Below are 26071 nucleotides of genomic sequence, written 5' to 3'. Positions count from 1 at the left end.
ACCTAGGCATGCTTGTCTTCTCTCCCGGGTAAATCCGGATCCCGAAAACCCATTCCTATCGAAGCGGCAATTAAAACGAATAATCCCCAATGTCACCCAAACTCCTCGAGCGGATTCTTTGCGAGTTGCAAGGTGTCCACATAGGTTCGGATGACCCCCATGTAACTCTCGTCGATGGTAAGGATGGCGAACTCGAAGTACCCGGAAGTCTCCAACGTGACAAACCCATGGATCATGCTGCGATAGGCCCTAAGCTTCATGAGGTGATCTTGTTGATTCTCCGAGAATGGCTTCAACGCTTCGGACATCAGATTCAGAAGGACTTGCACATGTTCTTTGCCGTGAATGGAGGGCATGTTGATCACGACCTTGTAAAGTTCCGGATGCTGAACCACGTATTTGCGATAGGCGGTGGCGATCTGCATCAGGACGAGACGCTCGTCCGTCACCCCCTTCGTTGCCAGTTCTATGGCTTGGCACAACTGGGAGATCGCAAACTTGCCAATCTCCATACTCACTTGAGCGACGTTCTCGATGTAGTTGTAGAGCGAGGCTGTCTTGACCCCCAGTTTTTTCGCCAACGTATGTAAGGAGAAGTTTTCGTACCCGATCTCTTCAATCAGGGATACCGCTTCCGCGATAATGCTGTCGGAGCTCAAGCCTTTTTTAGCCATCTGCCATTCCTCCTAAGATGTTCCTAATGCTATTAATTATATTCAATAACTAACATGTATAACAAACAAATAAACACCGATAAAACACATTATCATAAGCTACTTTGTTGTTGAAAACCAAAACTAACGGTATTTGATTTTAATTATAACTAACACTATTTGTTTGTCAATATACTTCTTTATTCCCTGAAGAAAGTCGGGAACGAATACGAAAGGCACGCCCTGTCGGGCGTGCCTTTCCGAATGGTTCCGGCCAGTAGGGGGTCTTTACCGCCTGTCTTTACCGCCTGTTGCTACGATTATATCGTAATGTTAATCAACGCCTTGTCCCTTTATCCATAATGAAAAGGATTTATAAACTAATACTATTAACTCACAAAAAGCAAAGTCGCGATGAGCTTATGCTCATAGCGACTCCCTTGCATCCATGACTTTCTTTATTGTTACAGAGATCATGTGGGATAAGTAATTCTCGGTAGTCGCGAGTCTGGACTAGTCCCTGTTGGGCGATGGAGGGGGGGCAATTGGTTCAACTGCAGCCTGCCTTCTTAAACCTTGTACGCTTTCATCGCCTTCATGAGCTCTTTCACCGACGGGCGCTTGCCGTACATGAGCACGCCCGTGCGGTAAATCTTCGCGGACAGCCAGCCCAGCCCGAGGATCGCGACGATCAGGATGCCGAGCGACAAGGCAATCTCCCACCAGCCCGGGTTGGAGAGTCCGACCCTCAACACCATGAGGAACGGCGAGAAGAACGGGATGAACGAGCAGACGACGATCAGCGGGCTTTCCGGATGGGTCAAGCCGAATATCGCGATGTAGAAGCCGACCAGCGTCAGCATCGAAATCGGCAGCACAGCCTGGCCGAGATCCTCGGTGCGGCTCACGATCGAACCGACCGCCGCGAACAGCATCGCGAACAGGAAGAAGCCGGCGAGGAAGAAAACAATCGCATAGACGATCATTGCGGGATCGATCGTGTCGAGTCGGATGCCGAAGCCTTTGAGCGCATCGGAGTTCTGCGGCATCGTCAGGTTGATGACGAGCGCGCCGACGATGGCGGCGATCTGAATGACGGACACCACGAACGTTCCGATGACTTTGCCGAACATCTGAACGAGCGGAGAGACGCTGGTTACGATGATTTCCATGACGCGCGAGCTCTTCTCGGCGGTGATCTCGGTCGCGATCAGCTGCCCGGAGATCATGACGCCCATGAACAGCAGGATGACGACGACGTAGGTCAGGCCGATGGCAGTGCCTTGCTCGTCTTCGGTTTTTCCGTTCTCATTCGTCAAGCTGATTTGCTCGTTCTTCAGCTCGACCGGCGTCTGGAGATTCCGTATTTGCGTTTCCGTCAATCCGGCGTCTTTCACCAGCATATTCGTTTTAACGATTTGCAAGGTCGATGCCAGCGACGAGGACGTACCGGAGCCCAATGCGCTCTTGGAGTGGTAAGTCACGTCGGGAAATCCGTTTTCGGCATTATCTTTAAACGAAATATATCCGTTCAGCGAGCCGTCCTCGACCATTTGCTTGAGCTTCGTCTCGTCGGTAGACACTTCGAGCTTGACTTCCGTCTTGTCTTGCAACCTTTCTTGCTGGGCGTAATACATCTGCATCTGCTGCACGATTTCCGGATGCTGTCCTTCGACGTAGCCTACGCTGCTGGCTTTGTCCCCGCCGCCGAGCTTATTGATGAGATACGGCACGTTGCCGCCGACCACGACCAGCACGATCAGCACCAGCGTGGTAATGATGAAGGCCTTGCTGCGTACTTTGTTGCGCATCGTGAACCCGATGACCGTTCCGAGTTTATTCATGGCTCTCACCTACCGTTTTAATGAAGATTTCGTTCAGCGTCGGCTCCATCAGCTCGAACCGGCGGACCGGGCCTTGGGCCAGCGCGTGGCGAAGCACCGCTTGCGCGACGTCCGGCTCCCGAACTTTCATTTCATAGCTGTTCTCGTGGCGAACAACCGAAGCTACTCCGGGAATGGACTCGAGACCGGAGACTTCCCCGTCCGCTGCCAGAATGACCCGCTCCTGCGGGAACTTCTTCTTGATCTCCCGGATCGGCCCCTGCAGCACGGGATTGGACTTGTGCATGATCGTGATGTTGCGGCACAGCTCTTCGACGTGTTCCATCCGGTGGGTCGAAAACACGATGCTCGTGCCGTTGTCGCGAAGTTCTTTGACGGTCGTTTTCAGCAGCTCGACGTTAACCGGATCCAATCCGCTGAAAGCTTCGTCCAAAATGACGATACGGGGATTATGGATGACCGCGGCGATGAACTGGATTTTCTGCTGGTTGCCCTTGGACAGCTCTTCGACTTTCTTGTCGTAGTTTTCGGGCACCTGGAACTTCTCCAGCCACTTCCGCAAATTGGCCTCCGCGTCCTTGCGGGACATGCCGCGGAGCTGCGCCAAATAGAGAATCTGGTCGCTCACTTTGATTTTCGGATACATGCCTCTCTCTTCGGGCAGATACCCGAGCATGCTGAGCTGCTCTTTGCTGTAGTTCTTGCCGAAATAACGGATGTCCCCGCCATCGGGGAAAATAAGTCCGAGAATCATGCGCATGGTCGTCGTTTTGCCGGCGCCGTTCGCGCCAAGCAAGCCGTAAATTTCGCCTTCCGCTACTTCGAAGCTCAAGCCGTTCACTGCCGTTTTGTCGCCGTACTGCTTGACGACGCGTTCCACTTTAAGCGGGTTCAACGTTCGCTTCCTCCTTTGCGATCATACAGCCCAATATATCTTCCAGTTCCAAAGGCCGGTTCTCCAGCACCTGGAATCCGCAAGCCGCCAAATAAAATTCCTGCTCGCCGCGCTCGGCGCCGCTTACCACAATGCTATATAAGTCCGATCCGCCGCTCTCCATCCGGCAGCAGCCCGGGGTCCCTCTCAACTTACCGGGGTCCGCACCCGCTTCCGACCTTCGCACCAGCAGCGAGCGCCATTCCTCGAACAGCCGGTCTTTCTCGTAGAATCCGAGTGACTGCCCCCGGTGCAGAAACAGCACGTTGTCGGCAAGCCGCCTGACTTCCTCCGTCACGTGGGTGGCCAGCAGCAGCGTCCGATCGCCGTTCTCCAGGTAACTCTGCAATTCTTCCAGCCATATTTTCCAAATGAAAGGATCGAGGCCGGAAGAAGGCTCATCGAGGAGCAGCAGCTCGGGATCATGGGCCATGGCGATCGCCAGCTCCGCTTTCCTGCGCATTCCCTTGGACAGCTTCGAAAGCCTGGCGCTCACGTCGATATCGAACCTGTCGACCAAGCGGCGATAACGCTTGCGATCCCACCCGGGGTACCAGAGCGAGGCGAATTCCGCCTTCTCGGCCACCGTCATCGGATTCTCGTAGGCATGGGGATTTTCCGCCACGAAGCCGATTCTCGCTTTATAGCTTTCCTCGCCATTCGGCAGGATGGGCGAGCCAAGCACTTCCAGCCGCCCACCCGTGACCGGCTCCAGCCCGAGCAGCGTTCGGAAAAGCGTGCTCTTGCCCGAACCGTTGGCCCCGACGACTGCCGTGACGAGTCCCTGCGGGATTTCCAAATCGAGCGGTCCCAAGCGGAATTCCCCGCTCCCTGTCGTCATGCCCGCGAACCGAATCGCCGGCCGTTCGAAATCATTCATCGCGGTTCCCTCCCGACTGTCCTTCCGCTCGAGCCTTCATAACATCCCGGAAAAGCGTCTCGATCTCTTCGATGGTGCATTGAAGCTGCAAGCCGGCGTCGACGGCTTTCTCCAGCTCCTCCGCGGCCCGGCTCAAACGGTGCTTCTCGCGTTCCGTCAGATCGACGCCCGCGACGAACGTCCCCGCACCTTGCCGGGTGCGAATCAATCCTTCCGTCTCCAAGTCCTGGTATACCCGCCTGATCGTGATGACGCTGCATTTTAAAGACACCGCCAGCTCCCGGATGGAGGGAAGCGCCGTCCCCTCCGTCAACTGCCCTCCGAGAATCAGCCCGCGAAGCTGCGACTCGATCTGGTGGTAGAGCGGCTCGGGTCGCTGTTCGTCAATTTTGATCGGCAGCCACACGGGACCACCTCCTTCGCTGTACCGCATGCAAAATCGTCTTTGGCTAAAAAACCGTTAAAAAACGTACGAGCGCTCCCGCATCCTTTTCAGGGTCAACCGATAACCGGCATACAGCGCGGCCGCCGCGATCGCCAAACCCGCCGGTAATATGTAATAGTGTCCCGCGTCGATCTGAATCATCGTCTCCCGAACAAGATGGACACCGCCGAATGCCAGAATCGCGGAAACGATCATGCAAGCCGCGACGAATCCCCAATAGTACCAGACGTAGCGTTTGCCGCTGCATCCGAGCTCGAGCCAGATCAGCACGGCGTTCATGGCGAACGCGTAACACATCCAGACGAAACCGGCGGCCAGCCAACCGACAAGGGACATGCGATCGCGTAAAGCCGACGAAACCCCGTATTGCAGCAGGAGGAAAGCCAGCCCGATGATCGGAACCATGAGAAGCGCATTCAGCATCCGGGCCTTCACGATCGTCTGCAGAGGGATGGGCATCGTGCGCCAATGGGCGATTTTCTTCGTATAGACGTCATCCCGGCTGATTTTGAAAGCCGTCCGGTTCATGAGCAGGCCGAACGCCGGAAAGACCATCAGGTACATCCAATCGACCATGACGAACATGCCGGAACTCCCCGCCGGATCCGAGAGAAGCTCGTTCAGGCTGACCCCCGTCATTCCCCCGCAGTAAAGAGCGAACAAGAAAGTAAACAGCATGCCGAGCCATTCCTTTCTCCATCCGAACATCGCCATCGCCCATGCCGCTTTCCATCCGGACATTCCTCTTCCTCCTCCATGCCGTTAAACGTAAGGGACGTTAACGATTCGATCAACTGTGTATGTGTATATGCACACTATACATAAAAGAATTTTAATCGTCAATATGCGAAAAAACGATGGACCTGCCACGTTTCATAGATGACAATAATGGTTAATAGACTTAATTTTATAGAAAGGCGTGAGCTAGATTAATCGATTTCTCACTAAGTTTGTCCTTGCCGCATCTTTGTTCTCCGCAACCGTTGCTCTGCCCCATGCTCCTATAGCCGCCGTCGCCTCCGCTGCTTCCGTCGAAACGGACACCGGTCTTCCGGTCCGCACCGCCGACGAAGTCGCCGCCATGTGGCGTTCTTATATGTCACCGAAAGCCGATTACACCCATCCTTACGTCACGGCGCCGGCCGTTACCGCCCCCTACTCTGCGGGTACGCTGAAGACGGAGTATATTCAGGACGGTTTGAACGCCCTGAATTTCTATCGCTATATCAGCGGATTGCCCGGCGATGTGACCGCGACGGATGATTTGAACCGCAAAGCCGCCTATGGCTCGGTTCTGCTCGCCTCGGAAGGCAATTTCGGACATACGCCGCCGAAGCCGGCCGACATGGCCGACGATTTCTACAAGCTGGGGTACGCTTCCACGTCGAGCGCTAATATATTCGCTTCTTATGGTTACAATAATCATATCTTGTTCGCGTCTATCGAAGCCTATATGGAAGACTCCGATACTTCCAACCTGGACAGGCTCGGACACCGCCGCTGGGTCCTGAACCCGCCGCTGCAATATACGGGGATGGGACTCGCGAAGGGCAAGGACGAGTTCAGCTACACCGCTCTGCAGGTGTTCGACAAGAGCAGAAGCGAGAAGGTCAACTTCCACTACATTCCGTACCCTGCGCGCGGAGCGTTTCCGGTGGAGGTCATGCAGCCGACGACCGCTTGGTCCATCAGCCTGAATACCGCCGAATATGCCAGGCCGTCCCTGGCGTCGGTCACGGTTAACCTGAAAAGGAAAAGCGACGGACGCACGTGGCAGTTCGGAGCCTCGCAAAATACCGTCACCGAGAAGGGGAATTACTTTAACGTCGAAAACAGCGGCTACGGCACAGGTTCGGCGATTATTTTCCGGCCGGCCGGCATTTCCGAGTACCAGCCCGGCGACGTGTACGACGTGACGATCAACGGTTTGGCGGGCAAAGACGGATCGGCCAAAACGATTACCTACTCGGTCGATTTCTCAAGCGCGCTGGACCCGGCGGCCACCCTTCCGAAATTCGCGGATACCGCCGGACACTGGGCTCGCCAAACGATCGATTGGGCAGCGGGACTGAACATCGCCTCCGGTTATCCGGACGGCACGTTCAAACCCGACAATACGGTCACGGAAGCCGAGTTTCTGAAAATGTTCACGGTGGCGATGGGAGCGAATGTTACGCCGAGCGGTTTCTGGTCCGATGCCTATTACGCTTATGCGGCCGGACACGGCTTTAACCTTCAGGGGTTGAAGGACGCGAAGCTCAAGTCGAAATCGTTGAACCGTACGGCAGTGGCCGAGCTCTTCGCGTCGGCGGCCGGGCAAAAGCTGACCGGCTACGACGCCATCCGTTACATGCTCACGAACGGTTACTCGAAAGGCAAAACCGCTGCGACCGTCGTGGGCTACCGGGGAGCGGATACGCTGACTCGCGCCGAAGCCGTGCAGTTTATCAAGAACGCGCTCGACGCGAAGTACGCTCTCCCATCCGTATCGTAACTTTATCCCAGTGAGAGGAAGTCAATCCCTCGTGAAACGTCCACCATTCAAAAAAGCGCCCCCCGCGGGCGCATCCGCTAAAAGCAGCCCGACGTCTTCCCGTACCTTCACGGTGCGGGAACCGTCTGAGCTGCTTTCTTTCCTGTTCAGCCAGCATCCCGGACAGGGCCGCAACTCCGTGAAAGCGATGCTGTCTCGCGGCCAGGTGTCAGTCGGAGGCCGTACGGTCACCGCCTTCAACCATCCGTTGAAGCCGGGCGACGCAGTGGAGGTACGCAAAGGACGGCCGCCGGAAGCGGTACGCTTCGTCGGACTGTCCGTGCTCCACGAGGACGCGGACATCATCGTCATTCGCAAGGACGCCGGGCTGCTGTCCGTCGCGACGGAGGAAGAGCGCGAGTTGACCGCCTACCGCCAATTATCGGATTACGTGAAACGGGAGGATCCCCGCGCGCGGATCTTCGTTCTTCACCGGCTGGACCGAGACACGTCCGGCGTCATGATGTTCGCCCGCAGCGAGCAAGTGCAGAAGAAGATGCAGGACGCCTGGAAGGACGTCGTCACGGAACGGACGTACACGGCACTCGTAGAAGGGCAGGTCCGCGAGCCGGAGGGCAAAGTGGAGTCGTGGCTCAAGGAAAACGCCGCGATGAAAATGTATTCCAGTTCCCAGCCGAACGACGGCCAGCACGCGGTGACGCACTACAAGCTGCTCCGCTCGAGCCGCCTATATTCGCTGCTGGAAATCCGACTCGAAACCGGCCGCAAAAACCAAATCCGCGTTCACATGCAGGACCTCGGCCATCCGATTGCCGGGGACAAGAAATACGGCGCCAAGACGAAGCCGATCGGCCGCCTCGGCCTTCACGCGAGCGTGCTCGCTTTCGTCCATCCGACCACGGGAGAGCGTCTGCGCTTTAAGGCCGACGTGCCGAAGTCGTTCCTTAGCGTGTTTAAAGATCAAGAACCTAAATAAGTAAGAGCGGGTACGGAATTTCCGTACCCGCTCTTTTAACATGCCTGAACCCCACCCCCGCGTATTTAAGTAACGCTGGACTACTTAACCCTCCTCCTCGCACGCACTCTCTGGCAATTAAGTAACTCTGGTTTACTCATTACGCCACAACTTCCGTATCTCCACGCACTTAAGTAACACCGGACTACTTATCCGCCTCCTCGCACACACTTTCTCGAACTTAAGCAACTCTGGTTTACTTAACTCCCGCGCTCCAACTGGCTGTAGCATTATTGAGACTGGTCTACGGTTAGAGTTGTGTAAGAAAGTTACATATCTCCTCGCTTAGACGGGGTTTCCATCGGAATTATGCAACAAAGTTAAATAACTCCGTACCTAGACGGGGGTTCGGGCAGAATTGTGTAAGAAAGTTACATAACTCCGCGCCAAACCTCTGCTCCCAACACAAAAAAGGCTTGGAACCGAGGGATCCAAGCCTTTTCGCGCACAACCAAACTCGCTTACCCCTTAACCGAACCGCCGAGCAGGCCGCGAACGAAGTAGCGCTGCAGGCCGAAGAAGACGGCGAGCGGCATGAGCATCGACACGAAAGCGGCTGCGGTGAGCAAGTGCCAAGCATCGCCGCGGGAACCGACCATGTTGGCGATCCGCATGGACAACACCTGGACGCTTTCCTGCCCGCCCAGGAAGATGAGCGAGACGAGGTAGTCGTTCCACACCCACAGGAACTGGAAGATGCTGATCGACGCGATCGACGGAACCGCGAGCGGCAGAATCAGCCGCGTGAAAATCGTGAAGTTCGTCGCGCCGTCCATGTAGGCCGATTCGAACAGATCCTTCGGCAGCTGGCTGATGTAGGAGTACATGAAGTACGTCGCCAGCGGCAAGCCGAAGCCCGCGTGCGCGATCCAGATGCCGAGGAAGTTGCCGTTCAGCCCGAGCGCCGCGAAATCATTCGACACTGGAATGAGCGCCACCTGCAACGGAACGACGAGCAGCATGATCACCATCACGAACAGCGTTTTGCGGAACGGGAATTTGAGCCAAGCGAACGCATACGCGGCGAAGCTTGCGATCAAGATCGGGATGACCGTCGCCGGGATCGACACGACGATCGTGTTCAGGAACGCCCGCGACAGGTTACTGCCCTTCTCGGTCCGCTCGCTGCCGTCCGGCTGCACGAGCTTGTAGGTTTTGCCGGTCAGAACGCCTTTGTAGTTATCCAGCGTAAAGTCGGCGTTCATTTTCCAGCCGGGCTTCTGTATGTCAATCAGGCGAGCGCGGCGGTTTTCCCAAACCAGCGTGGAACCGTCGGGCGCCTTGACTCCTTTGCGAAGTTCAGCGTCGGTATACGTTTTGCCCTGCACTTCGATCGGCTGCCTCAAATCCGTGTCTTTCGGAAGCTGGATTTTATCCTTGGTGACGTTCTCCCGATGAGGCGCGACCGTCCACCAGCCGGTTTTTAAAATATCGCTGGCCGGGCGGAACGAGGAAACGAGCAGTCCTACCGTCGGGATGAGCCAAATGAGACAGATGACGGCGAGTATCGTGTTGACGAGCGTTTTGGAGCCCGTGCGGCGTGATTTCCTTCTTCTCATCTCAGATCTCCCCCTGTTTCCGGATCTGGCGCAAATTGAACACGATCACGGGAATGACGGCGATCAGGAGGACGATGGCAAGCGTCGAGCCGTATCCGAAGTTTTGGTACATGAAGAACTGCCGGTAAAACTGGGTCGCCACGACCTCGGTGTCATATTGACCGCCGGTCATGACCATGACGACGTCGAAAATTTTGAGCGTGAACACGATGACCGTCGTCGTGACGGACAACAGGGTTCCCGAGATGAACGGGATGATGATGCGGAAGAAAATGCGGATTTCCCCGGCGCCGTCCATGCGGGCGGCTTCCAGAATATCCTCCGGCACGCCTTTCAAAGCGGCCGACAGAATGACCATCGCGAAGCCCGTCTGCATCCAGATCAGGATCACGATGAGGAACAGATTGTTCCAAGGCTGCGTCATGCTGGTCCAAGCTTGCGGATCTCCGCCGAAGTGGACGACGATGGCGTTCAGCAGGCCGATTTGCTCATCGCCCGGCTGATAGTAGTAAATGAACTTCCAGATCACGCCCGCCGCGACGAAGGAAATCGCCATCGGCATGAAAATGATGATTTTCGCCAAACGCTCGAAGCTGCTTCGATCAGCCAGCACGGCGATCAACAGACCGAGAATGATACACGCAGTCGCACCGAACACGACCCACAGCAAGTTGTTCCGCAACGCAGTCAGCAGAAGCCGGTTCGTGAATACCGCCGCGTAGTTGGCGAAGCCGACGAATTTGCTGGAGCTCGCGTCCTGAAAGCTCATGATGAACGTGCGGATCGTCGGAATGAGCAGCAGCCAAGCCAGCAGCCCGATCGCGGGACCGATGAACAGGAACGGCTGGATTCTCCTTTTCCAGACGTCCGAATATTGCTCGATCACCCAGTTAAAGGACCAATAGATGGAATATACGCCTCCGACTCCCCACAGAATGGCCAGAATCGCGTATAAGACCGGAGGCAGCGCGCTGTCCCGCAGGAACACGAAAATGGCGGAGTGCACGGCCACGTTGAACAGAGGCACGAGAACCGACCATAAGGCGATTCGAGGCATGCTGCGTTTGGCAGCGGAAGCTGTTGACATCGCGGATCTTCCTTTCTTGTCTTTCCGATATGGCGCAAAGAAAACGGAGGGCAACACGCGTCGGATGCCCGGGAGTGCCCTCCGTTACTTTGCTTGTTTCAAAGGAATCGAATCAAATTACTTCTTCCAGCCGGCCTGGATCTCTTCCATCGCTTTGTCGAGATTGACCGTGCCGCTCACGTAGTCGGTCATGCCCTTCCAGAACGTGCCTGCGCCTACTGCGCCCGGCATGAGGTCGGAACCGTCGAAACGGATCGCGGTAGCGTCTTTCACGAATTGAGCCATGCGGCGCTCGACGTCCGTGGAGTACCAGGAAGGATCGGCATCGTTCATCGGAGCGATAACGCCGCCGGATTGGACCCAGGTCTTGATGGACTCGCCCGTCGTGAAGAATTCCATGACGGCGCGGACTTCCGGACGGTCGTTGAACATCGCGTAGATATCGCCGGAGACGAGAGCCGGAGTGCCGTATTGCGGGTCGATCGAAGGCAGCGGGAACCAGTCGTAGTCTTCCCCGGCCTTCAGGCCTTCCGGGAAGAAGCTGGTAATGAAGCCGGCTTGGCGATGCAGCCATGCTTTCGGCGGGTTGTCGAACAATACTTTCGGAGCGTCGCCGAACGCCGTCGTCACGATGGACTTGCGGCCGCCATATACGGCTCCGTCCTTAAACCAGATGTCGGACATTTTTTGAACCGCGTTTTTCACGATCGGATCGGTGAACGGAAGCTCGCCTTTGACCCACTTGTCGTAGTTTTCCGGAGTCGTCGTGCGCAGCATGATGTCTTCGATCCAGTCGGTTGCCGGCCAGCCGGTTGCCGCGCCGGATTCGATGCCGATCGCCCAAGCCGGGTCGCCGTCTTTGGCGATTTGATCGGTCAGCTTGAGCAGTTCATCCCACGTTTTCGGAATGGTGTAACCTGCTGCGTCGAATTGTTTCTTGTTGTACCAAACCAAGCTCTTCACGCTGCTGCGCGCCCATACGCCGGCCATGATTTTGCCGTTCGCGCCGTCCATGGTGGCCATGTCGAGCCAGCTCTTGTTGTACTTCTTCTCCATCGTCGCTTTGTCGAGGAACGAGTTCACGTCGATGACTTTGCCCGTTTTCGCGATGTTCGCGAGCAAGCCCGGCTGCGGGAAGTCCGCGATGTCCGGAGCGTTGCCGCCGTTAACGCGGACGGAGATCGTCGCTTCGAATTCTTTGGAGCCTTCGTAAGCGATGTCGATGCCGGTTTTGTCTTCGAAGTCTTTAATCGCGGCTTCGAACTTCACTTGGTCGACGTCCACGAAAGGACCGAACATCGTGACTTTCGTTCCTTTGAACTTGCCGGCCAGTGCGTCGGCCAATGCTCCGCCGCTTGCGGCGCTGGCGCTCGGGGAAGCGCTCGGCGATGCGGATTCGGTGCTTGCCGGCGTGCTCGCGCTTGCGCTCGCGCTCGGAGAAGCTTCGTTGTTGTCTTTCTTGCTGCCGCAAGCCGCCAGCAGCATGGAGAACGCCATGATCAGTACCAATGTGATCGCAAAACTCTTTTTCTTGATCAATCCATTCAACCCCTTGTCGCGAATAGTAAAATTCCAAAGTCTTTACGCATTGCCGTCAAATACGCTTACAATTGGAATTCCGATCCACCTCCCCACATCATTAACCTCGGCAATTGAGTTTGAAAAGCTTTTCAAACTGATGCATAAAAATTCACTTCAACCTCCGGGTAGACCCTCTTACGATGATTTCGTGAGGCACCAATTCCCTGAGCTGCGGATCGGCTTCCCCGCCGATGCGGGCGTCCAGCTTCTCGACGGCCCGGTAACCGATCTGGTACATGGGTTGAGCGACCGTCGTCAGCTTCGGGATCGTGAGGCTCGACACCCGGATGTTGTCGAATCCGATAACCGAGATCTCATCCGGGACCTGAATTCCTTTCTCGTACAGGTAACTGAGGAGCCCCATGGCGAGAACGTCGGAAGACGCGAAGACGGCGGTCAGATTCGGAGCTTGACGGAGCAGGCTCTCGGCCGCGACATACGGATCATGGTAGTATTCTTGGATGAAAAAGACGTTGTCTTTGCTGAATTCGAGGTTATGTTCCCTTAAGGCGCGGACGTAACCTTGGTACCGCGTTTGCCCCGCGATGCTGTCGCTGAGGTCGAAGCTGATCATGCCGATGCTGCGGTGTCCCGCTTCGATCAGAAAAGCCGTGGCATCGTAAGCGGCTTGCTCATCGTCGATCTTCACCGAAGGAAGCTCATACTCCATCGAATGGGTAGAGACGAGAACGACGGGCATCCGCAGCCTTTTCAGCTCTTTGTAGTAGTCGGGGAAAACGGCGTCGCTCGTGTAGAGCAAACCGTCGACTTGCTTTTCGTAGAAGGTGTTGAGGTAGGAAAACAGGCGATTGCGGTCGGCATCCGTGTTGCAGATGATCAGGCTGTAGCCTAGTTTCTTGGAGGCATCCTCCATCCCTCGGATGATTTCGGCGTAGTAGGCGTTCCGGATGTCCGGGATAACCACGCCAAGCGTGTGCGTTTTCTTGGAGATCAATCCCCTGGCGAGTGCGTTCGGTTTGTACTTCAGCTCTTCGATGGCGCCAAGCACGCGTTGTTTCTTGCTCTCCACGACGGATTCAGGCGAGTTCATCACGCGTGAAACCGTACTGATGGAGACATTCGCCATCTTGGCGACATCTCTGATGGTGGGCTTCATGCTGAACTCCATCTCCGTTTGAAAAGGTTTTCAAGTTGTTGTACGCTCATGTTACCGCTTTCATTTTGTTCTGTCAATAACTTTTTGGCCCTGCTCATCCAACTCCGATTTTGAAAATGCCGCCGCTCTGCGACACGACGTAAATTTCCCCCGCTTCATCCGCTCCGAATGACGTAATTTGCTTGCCCGTCTCCAGCAGGGTCCGGTTTTCAACGCCGCCTCCCTCTTGGCGCCGCAGTCCCCAAACCGTTCCCGTGGCATAATCGGCGTACACGTACAAGCCGGCCCACTCCGGAATGGATTCGCCTCGATAAACATAACCGCCGGTCACGGATACGCCGAGATCATGGCCATACACGTAAACGGGATCGATCAAGCCTTCGGCCGCACAGCCCTTCGCAGGCTTGTAACAGGCTTTGCCTTCGCGGGTATTCCAACCGTAATTGCCGCCCTTCCGGATGACGTCGATTTCCTCCCATTCGTTCTGTCCGACGTCCGCGGCCCAGAGCTCCCCTGTCTGGGAATCGAAGTTGAACCTCCAAGGGTTGCGGAGCCCGAAGGCGTAAATCTCCGGTGCGCCTCCCCCGCCCGCGAAGGGGTTGTCCGACGGGATCGCGTACATGCGCCCGCCTTCCCCGCGGCTCACGTCGATGCGGAGAATTTTGCCCAGCAGCGACATCTTGTTCTGGCCGTTGCCTTTCGGATCGCCCGCCCCTCCGCCGTCGCCTGTCCCAATGTACAGCAAACCGTCCGGCCCGAACGCCAGCTGGCCGCCGTTATGGTTCGCGTATGGCTGCTTGAAAGTCAAAATAACCTGCTCACTGGCCGGGTCCAGCCTGTCCTGGGAAGCAGGATCCGCATTGAACCTGGCAATGACCGTATGCGTTGCGGTCGTATAGTTGACGTACGCTTCCTCCGGTTTGGCAGGGTCAAAAGCCAGTCCCAGCAGCCCTTGCTCGTTGCCGTCGTCCTTCACGCGGTCGGTGATGTCGAGCACGACGGGAGGCTTGTCTTTCGGGCTTCTCAAGTCCAGCAGGCGGATTCGACCGGGTTGCTCCACAATGTAGGCCTTTCCCGTTGCTCCGCTTCGGAGCGCCATGCCGACGGGGCGGTCGAAGGTTCCCTCGTCGGCAGCAGCCATAAGGCGGACTTCTCCCCGGGCCTCCGATGCCGATACCGACGGAGAAGAGGAAGAAGTAGAAACGGCAGGCTGCGAATCGTTTTCCGTACCTTCGCAAGCAGACAGAAGCAAGACCAATCCGATCAATCCGCTCAAACCCCACCGTCTCATCCTCGATCATCCTCCCGATTTTGTGCTGCAAATATCGTTCTTAACAAAAGAAGCTTTCCCGGTGAGGGAAGGCTTCTTCAAACGTCTCTTATGGGCATTGTAGCAGAATCTCTGGAAGATTTTAAGCGGATCGCGATGGAGCCAGGTGATTCCGCTGCTTCTTTTTCTCCTTGAAGCATTGCAAAAGCCTTCCGATTTCCTCGACGCTCATTCCGGAGCTACGGGCGTTTTTGACCAGCTTCACCCATTCCTGGTCCATCTCGGCAACTGCCCTGACATTGGACATTTGAAATTTGACCTCCACGAACGATACATACTGTAACTGTCGCTTCTCTTAATTTAAGTTACAGTCTGTAACGTGTCAAGCGCGATTTTCATGTGGCCGGCGATAAATCCATGCCACCCTCCCGCCGCAAGCAAACCGGGACTACTAACATTTCATACATAGATTTAACATGATGACTCACGTTATTTAATCCTGGAAGTGCATATTGGATAGATAGGAGATTAAACGGAGGGATGTCATGAACGCCGCAACGCCCAAAGTATGCATCATCATTCCCGCCTACAACGAGGATAAGTCCATTTTCTCCGTCATTCGCACCATTCTCCGGCTGCAGCCGGATTTCACCGTATTAGTCATCGATGACGGCTCCGCCGACCGAACCTCCCAAGTATCCAAAGCCGCCGGAGCGCGAGTCATCCGGCTTCCTCAAAACCTCGGCATCGGAGGAGCCGTCCAGACCGGCTACCGGTATGCCGCCGCCAACGGTTTCGACATTGCCGTACAGGTAGACGCCGACGGCCAGCATAAGCCCGAGGAGCTGCCTAAAATCCTCGAACCGCTGCTCCGTAATGAAGCGGATATGGTCATCGGTTCCCGTTTCGTGGACAAGACCGACTTCCGCTCGACGGTCAGCCGCAGGACGGGCATCTACATCCTGTCCGCTCTGGTGACGTTCTTCACCCGGCAGCCGCTCAAGGACGTGACCTCGGGTTTCCGGGCCGCCAACCGCCGGGTCATCGAGCTGTTCGCCGAAGAATACTCGTCAGACTACCCGGAGGTCGACTCGCTCGTCATTGCGAAGCGGAACCGCTGCCGAATCCGGGAAGTTTCCGTGCAGATGGAACCCCGCCAAGCCGGGTCATCTTCCATCACCTCGCTTAAATCCGCTTATTATATGGTGAAGGTTTCGCTTTCCGTCATGGTTAAAAGCTTCCGCTAACGGGGAGGAAACGGTTATGGAGAGAGTACAGGCACTGTCGATCGTCCTTAGCGCAGGTCTCGTGTTCGCGGTTTTCTACTTGATGCGCCGAAGGCTGCTTCGGGAACAATATTCTCTTCTCTGGCTGTTATTCGGCCTCATTCTCTTCATTCTGTCTTTAAGCACGACTTTGCTGGAGGGCGCCGCTTCGCTTCTCGGGGTTAAATACGCTCCCGCGCTGCTGTTCCTTGTCGGGATCATGGTCTGCCTGGTGCTGATCCTGCACTTGACCGTCGTGGTTTCCCGCCTGACGGAGCGCGTCATCCGGCTGACCCAGGAGCTGGGCATGGCGAAGCACCAATTGGATCGAATCCAAGTTGAAGAGGGACAGTAACCATGGTGTATCTCGCGCTCCTGCTCAACATCGTGCTGCTCGTAGCCGGCCAAGTTGTCTGGAAAATCGGCTTGTCCAAAGCCGGCGGACTCCAACTCGAAAACGCGCTTCACGTGCTGTTTTCGCCTTTGATTATCCTGGGCGTATTCCTGTACGGCGTTGCGACGGTCATTTGGCTGTACGTGCTATCCCGACTGCCGCTCAGCTTCGTTTACCCGCTCCAGAGCTTCGCCTATGTATTCGCGCTGATCGTCGCATTCGCGCTTTTCAAAGAGAGCATTCCTCCGACCCGCTGGATCGGCACGGTCATCATTCTGGCCGGCATCGCCGTGCTCAGCTGGAAATAACGGACCGCCGATAGAGAGGAGAACGCATGACGATTTCGAAAAAATGGGTTTGGGCCGCATTCGCCGCCTTTTTCGTTCTGGCCGTCTTCCTACGCGTTGATTTTCTGAGATCGGTGCAGCATCTCGTTCCGCACGACACACTCCAATACGATAAAATGGTGCGCCAATGGCTGGATACCGGAGTTTACGGCTATAAATCGACCCAGTCGAACGCCCAAGTCACTCCCGGTTATCCGCTCATCATGGCCGCCGTTTACAAGGTCGTGGACTATCACACTCACGATCCGTATCCCTACTTGCGTTATCTCAACGTCGTGTTTAGCATGGCGAACCTCACGCTGCTCTTTCTGATGGCCCAAAGATGGGCGAACGACCTCACTGCGCTATTCGCAGCTGCGATTGCCGCCGTATATCCCTCATTCATGTGGACCAACGGCGCCGTCCTTACCGAGGTGCCCACGGCCCTCCTGTTGACCGCTTATCTGTATGTGCAAATGATCGCTTTCGAGACGCGAAAGCCGCTCCATGCGGGGCTGGCCGGCATACTGCTCGGATTAACCGCGCTCATTCGGCCGGAGTTCATGCCGCTCTGCCTGCCGCTGTACGCACTCTATTGGCTTCAAACCCGTGACAGATCCTTTTGGAAACCGTTGCTCGCGACGCTGGTCGGCCTTGCTCTCGTCATGTCCCCATGGTGGATCCGGAACGCGGTGGTCATGGATAAGCTCATCCTTACCGGCACGCAGGAGAATCCTTTCTATGCCGGAACGTTCCCGTACAAGCAATGGGGCGACGGGCTCGTGGACGAGAAGGGGAAAACCCAAAAGGAGATCGCCCTCGAGAGAATCCGGGTCGGCTTTACGGAGCACACGGGCCTCTTCCTGAAATGGTTCACGGTCGGCAAACTCGAATACACGTACGGCAGGATGTTCATGGGGGCCGGTCATATGCCGTTCTACCGGATCCTCCCCCAGCAAAATCTGTTCCACCTGGCGATCATCTTGTCCGGCTTGCTGGGCATGATTTTCTCGCTGCGGCGATGGCGGCACCCGCTCGTGATGCCGGCCGCCGTCATCGTGGTGATGTCGGGCGTCAGGCTGATGTTCATTCCGGAGTACCGGTATAATTTCACCGTCATGCCGCTCATCATCCTGTTCTCCGCCTATGCCGCAGCAGTTGTCATTCATGGGCTGACCGCCCGGTTCTCCCGGGCCGCCCCGCCCCCGCAGCGACTGGGTAATTCTTAAACAGACGAGGGCTGCCGGATTCCGGCAGCCCTCCTTTGATTTATGAAGCGACGGACTCTCTCGCCCGAGCGCCCGTGCGTTCGGCGAATTGCCGCGCCCCCGCCCCGTAGAACACGGATGCCGCGAGCACGATGACGCCCATGACGGCGAACATCACCGTGCCGTTGTAGGCGCCGAGCAGATAGCCCCCGATCCACGGACCGATGAACTGTCCCAAATTCCCGAACGTCTGCGCTCCGAAATAAGTCCCTCTCATCCCCTCCGGAGCCAACCGGTCCAGCAGCACGCTGCCGGCCGGGTAGTTCAAAATCTCTCCGAGCGTGAAAACAACCATAGCCGCGGCCAGGCCCATCCAGCTCTTGGAGAAACCGAAACCCAACAGCCCGGCGGCGAACAGCGCGTTGCCGACGTGGATGGCGAGAAGAGGCGACCTTCGTTCCGCCCAACGGCTAAGCGGGATTTGCAGCGTCACGACCGTCACGGCGTTCACCGAGATCAAGGCTGCGAACAGCCGAACCCCATTGTCGAAGCTTTCCTCCACGTATTGCGACAGCGAGAAGGTCATTTGGCAATAGCCGATGCCGACGACGATGGCGCCGAGCAGGAACATTTTGAGGCAGAAATCGCGGCGGATCACTTGCCATGCGGAAGCCAGCGTGATTTTCTCCCTCTGGTTGCCTTCGATCTGCTTGATGCCGAACGCAACGAGCAGGAAGTATAGAACGGCGCCATACAGCAAGTAAATGCATCCGGTCACGAAGAAGGGCAGCGCGCCTTTTCCCATGCCCAGCCAAGCTCCCAGCAGCGGTCCGACCGAGACTCCGATATTCGCGGCCAAATAGCGCATGGAGAACACCTTGATCCGTTTGTCGGGTGTCGTCAAATCCGCCATCAGCGCTTGCGAGACGGGCTCGAACCATGAGCGGCACAGCCCGTTCAGCATGTTCAGCAGCAGGAAGATCAGCGGCAGTTTCGCCACCGCGAAGCCGATGAAACATACCGCCCACAGGAACATGGCCGTCAGCATAATGACCCGCCGTCCGACCCGGTCCGACAGCGCGCCGCCGATGAACCCGCCGAACGTGCCGGCCAGCGCGCCCGCCCCGGAGACGATGCCGATCATGGCATGGCTCATCGTGGTGGCGTGGGACAAGTAAAGCGCGAGAAACGGCAAGCTCATCGAGGAGCCGATTCGGGATAACCCATGCCCGATAACGAGCGTCAGCACGATAGGGTGATAGGAACGGAAGAAGCGGTTGATCGGATTCATGAGGAAGTCTCCTGCAAGCATCGAATTGGTTTCATTATGTGAAACGCTGTTTCATCTTATAAGTAGACTCATTCTACATGATCATTCGAAAAATGACTAGCGGAAATTTCCCGCGCTCCCTCCTCCGCGCCCACCAATAAATAAGCACCCCGCGGATAGCGGGGTGCAATGGTGTGGACCGTAGCCGGCCCTCCTTATGAGAACAGTGCAAGATCAATCTTAACGACCGCTTTGCGGATGGCGGAAGATACCTCGCCGGGCGTGCAGCAAGGGCGGTGGATATCCTTCGGGAAAAATACCGCGAACATCCCGGGCTTCAACAGGAGGCGAGATTCATCGCTCACCTTGCCATACGCGAGCTTATCTTTCGAATCCAGCTCGTCGGCCACGATTTCGCCGCTTCCGTCATCCCTTGCCGCGAGGATCAACTCTTCGCCGCGGAGAAGCAGCTGTACGTCCGCATATTTCCTATGAGCCTCGGCCAACCGGCGTTCCGGAGGCTCGGTTTCCAAGTACTGGACCAACGCATACATGCGGCTGCCGTCAATCTCATACCGGCCGGCAGGCGTATTCTCCGTCACTTCCTTTTCCAGCCACTCCAACGCTAATCGCAAGGACGGGCTCAACCATCCAGCCTCTTGCCTCCAACTCCGCAGATCCCCGATGATCATCGCGAGAAGAACGCCTCCTCAAACTTTCAATCTCGTGCCTCCGATGTAGCGCACGCCGCCCCGCTGCTGAATCGGATCGTCTTTATCGTTGAAATAATAGGTCGCGAGGATTTCGCCCGGCCGGACTTCGACGGCACGCGGATAGCCCAGGTCGTTGCTGCCGCCGTCGTCGCGCAAAATCATTTCAGGCCCCCAGGTCAATCCGTTGTCCTCGCTGATCTTGGCCCGGATACCGAACGGGAGTCGCCGGTATCCGTATACGGCAAACAGCCTTCCGTCTTGCATCAGCGTCAAATGAACCGTGTCGCCGTGATCGTTGATGCGGGAGACGAAACGCCAGGTCAAGCCCCCGTCGTCCGACGCGTACAACTCGTCCCAGGCGGAGGTCATGGCAGGCTTCACCCGGACCGCGACCAGGATCGTCCCGTCCTTCAGGATGACGGGTGACGGGCAGATCATCCGGTATTCCTGGGCGTTCGGCATCATGGATACGAGAGACCAATTCCTGCCATCGTCGAACGATGCGAATACGACCGGCCGGTCGTGCGGATTGTTATTCGGCCGCGCGGTCAGAAACAGCAGCACGACGCCGTCCGGCCGCACGATATACGAAGGCCGTCCTTGATATCGAGGAATTCCGCAATCGGGCAGCATCACGGCCTCGCTCCATGTCTCTCCCCCGTCCCGGGACATTTTCACCCAAGGCTGCGCCCAGTCGACCGCCGAGTTCGGCGTGCACCAGCACTCCAGCAGCGTATTCTTATCTTGGAAATCGAAAGGTTCGCTGAATTCGTGCCGGCTTCCATAACGAAGCTCGTCCTGCAGGCGGATGTTATCCGCGATCTCGATCGGACCGCTCCACGTGCGCCCGCCGTCGCGGGTCCGGACGGCTTTGATTTTGCCGAACGTCTCCACGCGGTCATGATGCATCGTCCCCGGCACGGAGTAGTCGCAAGAAATATTCATGAAGCCGACCAGGATATTGTTTTCGTCGATTTTCCACATGCCCGCGTTAAACGGCCATGAACAAAACTCTTTGCCGTTTCGATAAAGCTCGATCTGCTCCATGCCCTCAGGCTTGAACGGTTTGGCATACTTCATGTTGAATCCCCTCCCGGTCTTGGATGACGCTGACCTGCTTATAAATCCGCCAACAGTCCCTTGCGCTTGTAATTCTCCACCATCTGCCGAACCTCTTGGTCGGCTGCCGGGGTGAGCGGCGCCACCGGACGTCTAGCCGGTCCTGCTTCGACCCCGATGTAATTCAGCACCGCCTTCAGGACGGAAGGCAGCGTGCCGAGCCCGAATGCGCTCCGCAAGTCGCGAAGGACCCGCTGGGCTTCCTCCGCCTCGGCGAAGCGGCCGGCTTTCCAGTGCTCGTAGATGGACGCCACCGCTTCGGGGAAGACGTTCGCCGTCGCCGCGATCGCGCCTTTGCCTCCGGCCATCAGGGTAGGCAAGATCAGGGAATCCGTGCCGGCAAGCACGGAGAACGAGTCCGGCGTCTGATCGATGTATTGCAGGATGTTGTCGAAACTCCCGCTGCTGTCTTTGATTCCGATGATGTTAGGCACTTTCGCCAACTGGCCGACCGTCTTGGGCGTCAGCGCGTTCCCCGTCCGGGCCGGAATGTTGTACAGGATCACCGGGATGGACACGGAAGAAGCGACGGTCTCGAAATGGGAGATCAGCTCCTGCTGCGTGTAAGCGAGAAAATACGGAGTAATAACGGACAGCGCGTCGACGCCGACCTTCTCCAGCCGGATGGCCAATGCCGCGGTTTCCGCGGTACCCGCGCAGCCGGCCCCGGCATACACCGGCACCTTGCCTCCGGCTTCTTCGACGATGATTTCCGCGATACGTACTTTTTCGTCGAACGTAAGGTTGAAAAACTCCCCGTTCGTCCCGAGGCAAAACAGCCCGTGTACGCCCGCCGCGACCAGCCGCCGGGTCATCGCCCGAAGAGCCGGCTCATTCAGTTCTTCCCGCTCGTTGAACGGCGTCACCATGGCGGGAATGATGCCGGTGGACAGCTCGAATGGTTTCGTCATGTTCTTCTTCCTTTCTCCACGGTCAGGTCAGTTTAAAAGCCGTATGCTTGCGTGTCGATGCCGAGTTCGTCCGCGATGCCCGCCAACTGCGCGATCAGCGCCTCCGGAATCGGCACGCCGGAAGCCTGTCGTTCGCGTGCCGTGTCCGCGCCCTTCTCGCCCGGCAAATAGATCCGGTTCGCCCCCTTGCCCGAGGAGAGCACCATACCGAGCAGATCTTCCAGCCGCTCCCCGAACAAATCAGGCGGCAGGATCCGAGCCAGGTTCAAGACGATCATGGAGCAGCCGATACCGGTAGGCACGGCGGAATCCGCCATGCGGCCGACGTTTTTACCATAATTGGAGCCGGAGAGCACGCCCGCCAGAATATCCATGATAAGAGCCAATCCGTATCCTTTATGTCCCGCGATCGGCACGAGAGAACCCCCGCCTTGGAAACCCTCATAGGGATCCTCGGTCGGGTTGCCGTTCTTGTCCAACGCCCATCCCAGGGGAATGGACTCCCCTTTGTTCTGCGCCATGACCAGCTTGCCCATCGCCACGTTGCTGCAAGCCATGTCGAGGATGACCGGATCGCGATCCTTCCTCGGCACGGCGAAGCAAATCGGATTGTTTCCCAGCACGCGCTCGGTCCCGCCGGTCGCGGCCATCAAGGCGGCGGCGTTGGACGTAACGAAGCCGATCATTCCCGCGTCGGACGCCATCTTGGCATAGGAGGACGCCGCTCCGAAATGGCTGGCGTTGCGGATGGTTACGAAGCTGATCGTATGGGAACGCGCCTTTTCGATCGCCTTCTCCATCGCCAAATGGGCCGAATAATGCCCCATGCCGTGATCCCCGTTCAACACTGCCGATTGATCGGTTTCCTGCTCCCAAACCGGATTCGGGCTTCTGTTGATGCCTCCGTCCCGGATTCGCCGGGCGTAGACGGGGAGCTGCATGATCCCGTGCGTATCCGTCCCCCGCGCGTCCGCGAAAGCCATGTGCCGGGCGGATATTTCCGCATGCAACGGCTCGAGTCCCAGACGGACCAAACACGCTTCGATAAATATCCGTACAGAGTCGACCGGAACGGTAATCATCGATCTGCCTCCTTCTTCGAATCCCGGTTACATCCCATTCACGACGGAGCGCGGGCGCAGACCGCGCACCAAGACGTCGGAGACGTTCCGGGCGCAGGCGATGCCGACGTTCGTGATCGCTTCCCGGGTATAACCCGCCGCATGGGGAGTCGCGATAAAGTTATCCAGCGAGAATAAGGAATGCTCCCGGGCGGGCTCGTGCTCGAACACGTCGAGCGCGGCTCCGGCTAAGCGCCCTTCCTTCAGCGCGTCATAAAGCGCGATTTCGTCGACCAATCCGCCCCTGGAGGCGTTGATTAGGCAGCTGCTAGGCTTCATGACCCCGAGCTCGGCGGCCCCGATCAGATGGCGGGTCGTATCTGTGAGCGGCATGTGAAGCGATATGAAGTCGCTATGCCTAAGCAGCTCCTCCAACGCCTTGAACGACACTCCGTTCTCCCTGGCGAACCCGTGATCGGGGTACGGGTCGAAGGCGAGGACGTTCATGCCGAAGCCTCCGGCACGCCGAACGACCTCTTTCCCGATCCGCCCCAAGCCGACGACGCCCAGCGTTTTCCCGCCGACTTCTCCGCCCACTACCTGCGGCCATTCTCCGGCTTTCGTGCGGCGGCTCGTTTCTTCGACCCGCCTCGCCAGCGCCAGCATGAGGCTGAACGTGAAGTCCGCTACGGCCGTCGTGTTACCGTCCGGGACGTTGGTCACCCACACGCCGCGCTTTCTCGTCGCTTCCAAATCGATGTTGTCCACGCCGACGCCGTGTTTGCAGACGATTTTCAGCCGTGGGACCCGCTTCAGCAAATCTTCGTTAATCGGCGTATAAGCCACGATCAAAGCATCCGCATCTTCAACGGCCGCCCAAAATTCCGGCCCTTCGACCTGCGGCGGAATGCGGACCACTTCGATCCCTTCCGCCTCAAGCAGCCGGATCGGTTCTTCGGAATAACGGGCGAACGTAGGAGAAGTCGAGACGACTTTCATGCGGTCACATCCCCCTTTGACTGCCTGATGGAATCCGGAACTTTACGGCCTGCCGCGGCTTGCCACTTGGACATGAGCCGCATGAAGAGCAGGCTCGCCAGCACGCCGAAGATTCCGTAGGCGACGAGCGCCATATCGATGCCGAGCCCCGACTGGACCACGGACAGCGAGGCGGACACCAAGAATCCGATGCCGGCCGACATGACCTTAAAGATGCCGAATATGGTGCCGAACTGCTGCTTGGCCATTTCGCCCAGCCACAGGCTGGTCGGCGCCATGGTCACCGTGTACAAGGCCGAGGACAGAATAAACAAAACGATCGTCAGCCACACGCTCGATTCCAGCCCCGAAGCGAAATTGCAGGCCGCACTCAGCAGCATCGGCATGGTAATGAGCCTTGACAAATGTTTCTTCATTAAAAAGCCGGCCGCGATCGTGAACAGCAGTCCGATGATCGAGCTTACCGTCATGACCCGGGTGTAATCGCGGCTGCTGACGCCGAGATCGTCCATGAGCTTCACGGGAACCAAGACAAGATTCACCATCACCGTATGGTTGAGCAGCCCGTTCATCAGCATGTACGTCAGCAAAGGCCTGTCGCGGAGCAAGGACTTCCAGCCCTCGGCCATCCGGGCCGCGGTCTGCCGGACCGTTTCCTTGGACGCTCCCGCCTCGCGCCGGTCTTGCGGGTAGAGCGACAACGCGGCCAGGCTGAAGAGCGCGATCGCGGCGAAGGCCAGGAAAGCGGCGGGAAACCCGAATCCGATGAGCAGGCCGGCCGACAGCGGACCCGCAATGGAAAACCCGATGAACGTAGAGCGGTACAACGTGTTGGACAAACCCCGAAGCTCGTCTTTTACGCCCTGAGAAAACACGTTCATGCTGACGAGCAGGATGGCGGACATGCCTCCGTACAGCGGGAAAGTCGCGAACAACATTCCTTTGCCCGGGATGGCGACCGTCAGGACGGACGCGGCGGACATCACGACGATGGCGGCCGTCGCCGTCTTTTTCTGCCCCCATGCATCCGCGATCCCGCCCATCGCGAGAATGAACGGAATGGTAACCGCAAGACGCAGAGATCGAAGCAGCGCCAAGTCCGATGCCGGCAGTTCCAAACGATTGACGGAAAATACGGTAAACGCGACATCCAAACCGCTGAATACGACGGATAACAGCGATGAAATGCCGACGATCGCCCAAAGCTGCCTGCGGGAAACCGAGTCCAGACTCTCACCCTCTTTCCTGCATGCTCCTGGAAGAGGCACGCTTGGCCATGATCGCGCCGCAGCCTACGACCGCCAAGGTCAGGACCGCGGGGACGATCGGCACGCCGTCGATCAGCACCGGCTGCAGCAAACCGTGCACCCATTCGTCTTTCACCAGCATTTCGCCGGCCGTATAGCCGAGCAGTCCGGCTCCCAGCCACACGATGAAAAGATATTTCGTCATCAAACGCATCAACAGGCTGCTGCAGAAGATGATCAGCGGGATGCTGATCGCCAAACCGATCCCGATGAGGAGCCAATTTCCATTCGCCACGCCTGCCACCGCCACGACGTTGTCCAGACTCATGACGACGTCGGCGACGATGATCGTACGGACCGCCTGGCGAATGGAGAGCCCGGCGCCGCCGTTCTCCTCTTCTTCCTCCTGGCCGGTCAAAAGCTTCACGGCGATATAGAATAGCAGAATCCCTCCGCACGCTTCCACCAGAGGCACCTTGAGCAGCCATACGGCCGCTCCGGTCAACACGAGGCGAAGCAGCACCGCCCCCATCGTTCCCCAGAAAACGGCCCGCTTCTGTTGCGCGGGTGCCAATCGGCGGCAGGCCATGGCGATCACGACCGCATTGTCGCCGCTCAGCACGATGTTGACCAGCATGATTTTCAGCAGACCGAGCAGCCAATCCCCTTCCATGAGATC

General features: G+C 57.3%; 26 protein-coding genes. 6 read left to right on the top strand and 20 right to left on the bottom strand.

Annotated elements, in window-relative coordinates:
- Window positions 1-92: 92 nt before the first annotated feature.
- The 6 genes from EAV92_RS22845 to EAV92_RS22820 all read right to left on the bottom strand — a co-directional run bounded on the left by EAV92_RS22845 (window position 93) and on the right by EAV92_RS22820 (window position 5497).
- Window positions 93-674, bottom strand: coding sequence for a TetR/AcrR family transcriptional regulator (locus EAV92_RS22845; protein ID WP_123043214.1), 582 nt, complete (start codon window positions 672-674; stop codon window positions 93-95).
- 548 nt (window positions 675-1222) lie between these two features.
- The gene (locus EAV92_RS22840; protein WP_123043213.1) at window positions 1223-2497 is read right to left on the bottom strand and encodes an ABC transporter permease; all 1275 of its coding nucleotides are present in this window, start codon (window positions 2495-2497) and stop codon (window positions 1223-1225) included.
- On the bottom strand, window positions 2490-3392 hold the full coding sequence (locus EAV92_RS22835; RefSeq protein ID WP_123043212.1) for an ABC transporter ATP-binding protein: 903 nt from the start codon (window positions 3390-3392) through the stop codon (window positions 2490-2492). The genes EAV92_RS22840 and EAV92_RS22835 overlap by 8 nt, the downstream gene beginning before the upstream one ends.
- On the bottom strand, window positions 3379-4311 hold the full coding sequence (locus tag EAV92_RS22830; protein ID WP_123043211.1) for an ABC transporter ATP-binding protein: 933 nt from the start codon (window positions 4309-4311) through the stop codon (window positions 3379-3381). Before EAV92_RS22830 ends, EAV92_RS22835 begins: the two co-directional genes overlap by 14 nt.
- A complete protein-coding gene (locus tag EAV92_RS22825; protein ID WP_123043210.1) occupies window positions 4304-4717 on the bottom strand; it encodes a GntR family transcriptional regulator in 414 nt (137 codons plus the stop codon). The genes EAV92_RS22830 and EAV92_RS22825 overlap by 8 nt, the downstream gene beginning before the upstream one ends.
- A gap of 54 nt (window positions 4718-4771) precedes the next feature.
- Window positions 4772-5497: a hypothetical protein gene (locus EAV92_RS22820; protein WP_123043209.1), complete on the bottom strand. Its 726-nt coding sequence runs from the start codon at window positions 5495-5497 to the stop codon at window positions 4772-4774.
- A gap of 355 nt (window positions 5498-5852) precedes the next feature.
- On the opposite strand from EAV92_RS22820, the gene EAV92_RS22815 reads away from it, so the two are divergent.
- Together EAV92_RS22815 and EAV92_RS22810 are read left to right on the top strand one after the other, a co-directional pair.
- On the top strand, window positions 5853-7250 hold the full coding sequence (locus EAV92_RS22815) for a CAP and S-layer homology domain-containing protein (protein WP_164472903.1): 1398 nt from the start codon (window positions 5853-5855) through the stop codon (window positions 7248-7250).
- A gap of 31 nt (window positions 7251-7281) precedes the next feature.
- Window positions 7282-8226: an RluA family pseudouridine synthase gene (locus EAV92_RS22810; protein ID WP_241158363.1), complete on the top strand. Its 945-nt coding sequence runs from the start codon at window positions 7282-7284 to the stop codon at window positions 8224-8226.
- A 500-nt stretch (window positions 8227-8726) separates the two neighbouring features.
- On the opposite strand, the gene EAV92_RS22805 is transcribed toward EAV92_RS22810, so the two are convergent.
- The 6 genes from EAV92_RS22805 to EAV92_RS22780 all read right to left on the bottom strand — a co-directional run bounded on the left by EAV92_RS22805 (window position 8727) and on the right by EAV92_RS22780 (window position 15186).
- Window positions 8727-9824, bottom strand: coding sequence for a carbohydrate ABC transporter permease (locus tag EAV92_RS22805; RefSeq protein WP_123043206.1), 1098 nt, complete (start codon window positions 9822-9824; stop codon window positions 8727-8729).
- Window position 9825: 1 nt separating this feature from the next.
- Complete coding sequence (locus tag EAV92_RS22800; protein ID WP_206424258.1) at window positions 9826-10911, bottom strand: carbohydrate ABC transporter permease; 1086 nt, start codon at window positions 10909-10911, stop codon at window positions 9826-9828.
- Window positions 10912-11028: 117 nt separating this feature from the next.
- On the bottom strand, window positions 11029-12447 hold the full coding sequence (locus EAV92_RS22795) for an ABC transporter substrate-binding protein (RefSeq protein WP_420888836.1): 1419 nt from the start codon (window positions 12445-12447) through the stop codon (window positions 11029-11031).
- 154 nt (window positions 12448-12601) lie between these two features.
- On the bottom strand, window positions 12602-13609 hold the full coding sequence (locus tag EAV92_RS22790; RefSeq protein ID WP_123043204.1) for a LacI family DNA-binding transcriptional regulator: 1008 nt from the start codon (window positions 13607-13609) through the stop codon (window positions 12602-12604).
- Window positions 13610-13703: 94 nt separating this feature from the next.
- Window positions 13704-14900, bottom strand: coding sequence for a PQQ-dependent sugar dehydrogenase (locus tag EAV92_RS22785; RefSeq protein ID WP_123043203.1), 1197 nt, complete (start codon window positions 14898-14900; stop codon window positions 13704-13706).
- Window positions 14901-15021: 121 nt separating this feature from the next.
- Window positions 15022-15186: an anti-repressor SinI family protein gene (locus tag EAV92_RS22780; protein ID WP_241158362.1), complete on the bottom strand. Its 165-nt coding sequence runs from the start codon at window positions 15184-15186 to the stop codon at window positions 15022-15024.
- A 238-nt stretch (window positions 15187-15424) separates the two neighbouring features.
- On the opposite strand from EAV92_RS22780, the gene EAV92_RS22775 reads away from it, so the two are divergent.
- From EAV92_RS22775 to EAV92_RS22760, 4 genes are read left to right on the top strand one after another with little or no spacing between them, the layout of a single operon-like run.
- Window positions 15425-16126 (top strand): glycosyltransferase family 2 protein, encoded by a 702-nt coding sequence (locus EAV92_RS22775; protein ID WP_123043202.1) that lies wholly within the window; start codon window positions 15425-15427, stop codon window positions 16124-16126.
- Between the two features lie 16 nt (window positions 16127-16142).
- Entirely contained in the window at window positions 16143-16499 is a 357-nt protein-coding gene (locus EAV92_RS22770; protein ID WP_123043201.1) for a DUF2304 domain-containing protein, read from the top strand.
- A 2-nt stretch (window positions 16500-16501) separates the two neighbouring features.
- Window positions 16502-16846, top strand: coding sequence for an EamA family transporter (locus tag EAV92_RS22765; RefSeq protein WP_123043200.1), 345 nt, complete (start codon window positions 16502-16504; stop codon window positions 16844-16846).
- Window positions 16847-16872: 26 nt separating this feature from the next.
- Window positions 16873-18093, top strand: coding sequence for a glycosyltransferase family 39 protein (locus EAV92_RS22760; RefSeq protein ID WP_123043199.1), 1221 nt, complete (start codon window positions 16873-16875; stop codon window positions 18091-18093).
- A gap of 40 nt (window positions 18094-18133) precedes the next feature.
- Here the strand turns inward: EAV92_RS22760 and EAV92_RS22755 are convergent, their stop codons facing one another.
- The 8 genes from EAV92_RS22755 to EAV92_RS22720 all read right to left on the bottom strand — a co-directional run bounded on the left by EAV92_RS22755 (window position 18134) and on the right by EAV92_RS22720 (window position 26065).
- Window positions 18134-19363, bottom strand: coding sequence for an MDR family MFS transporter (locus EAV92_RS22755; protein ID WP_123043198.1), 1230 nt, complete (start codon window positions 19361-19363; stop codon window positions 18134-18136).
- A 194-nt stretch (window positions 19364-19557) separates the two neighbouring features.
- The gene (locus EAV92_RS22750; RefSeq protein WP_123043197.1) at window positions 19558-20034 is read right to left on the bottom strand and encodes a NanQ anomerase/TabA/YiaL family protein; all 477 of its coding nucleotides are present in this window, start codon (window positions 20032-20034) and stop codon (window positions 19558-19560) included.
- A gap of 18 nt (window positions 20035-20052) precedes the next feature.
- Window positions 20053-21135, bottom strand: a complete 1083-nt coding sequence (locus EAV92_RS22745) for a sialidase family protein (protein WP_206424257.1) — start codon at window positions 21133-21135, stop codon at window positions 20053-20055.
- Between the two features lie 38 nt (window positions 21136-21173).
- Window positions 21174-22085, bottom strand: coding sequence for a 4-hydroxy-tetrahydrodipicolinate synthase (gene dapA / locus EAV92_RS22740; protein ID WP_123043196.1), 912 nt, complete (start codon window positions 22083-22085; stop codon window positions 21174-21176).
- A gap of 32 nt (window positions 22086-22117) precedes the next feature.
- On the bottom strand, window positions 22118-23167 hold the full coding sequence (locus EAV92_RS22735; RefSeq protein ID WP_123043195.1) for an Ldh family oxidoreductase: 1050 nt from the start codon (window positions 23165-23167) through the stop codon (window positions 22118-22120).
- A gap of 27 nt (window positions 23168-23194) precedes the next feature.
- On the bottom strand, window positions 23195-24145 hold the full coding sequence (locus tag EAV92_RS22730; protein ID WP_123043194.1) for a phosphoglycerate dehydrogenase: 951 nt from the start codon (window positions 24143-24145) through the stop codon (window positions 23195-23197).
- On the bottom strand, window positions 24142-25413 hold the full coding sequence (locus tag EAV92_RS22725) for an MFS transporter (RefSeq protein ID WP_123043193.1): 1272 nt from the start codon (window positions 25411-25413) through the stop codon (window positions 24142-24144). The genes EAV92_RS22730 and EAV92_RS22725 overlap by 4 nt, the downstream gene beginning before the upstream one ends.
- Window positions 25379-26065 carry a TerC family protein gene (locus EAV92_RS22720; protein ID WP_123043192.1) on the bottom strand — a complete coding sequence of 229 codons (687 nt, stop codon included), beginning with the start codon at window positions 26063-26065 and terminating at the stop codon, window positions 25379-25381. The genes EAV92_RS22725 and EAV92_RS22720 overlap by 35 nt, the downstream gene beginning before the upstream one ends.
- Window positions 26066-26071 lie beyond the last annotated feature (6 nt).

The sequence above is a fragment of the Cohnella candidum genome (assembly GCF_003713065.1).
Taxonomy (GTDB): Bacteria; Bacillota; Bacilli; order Paenibacillales; family Paenibacillaceae; genus Cohnella; species Cohnella candidum.
This window is presented reverse-complemented; position numbering and strand designations above follow the sequence as displayed.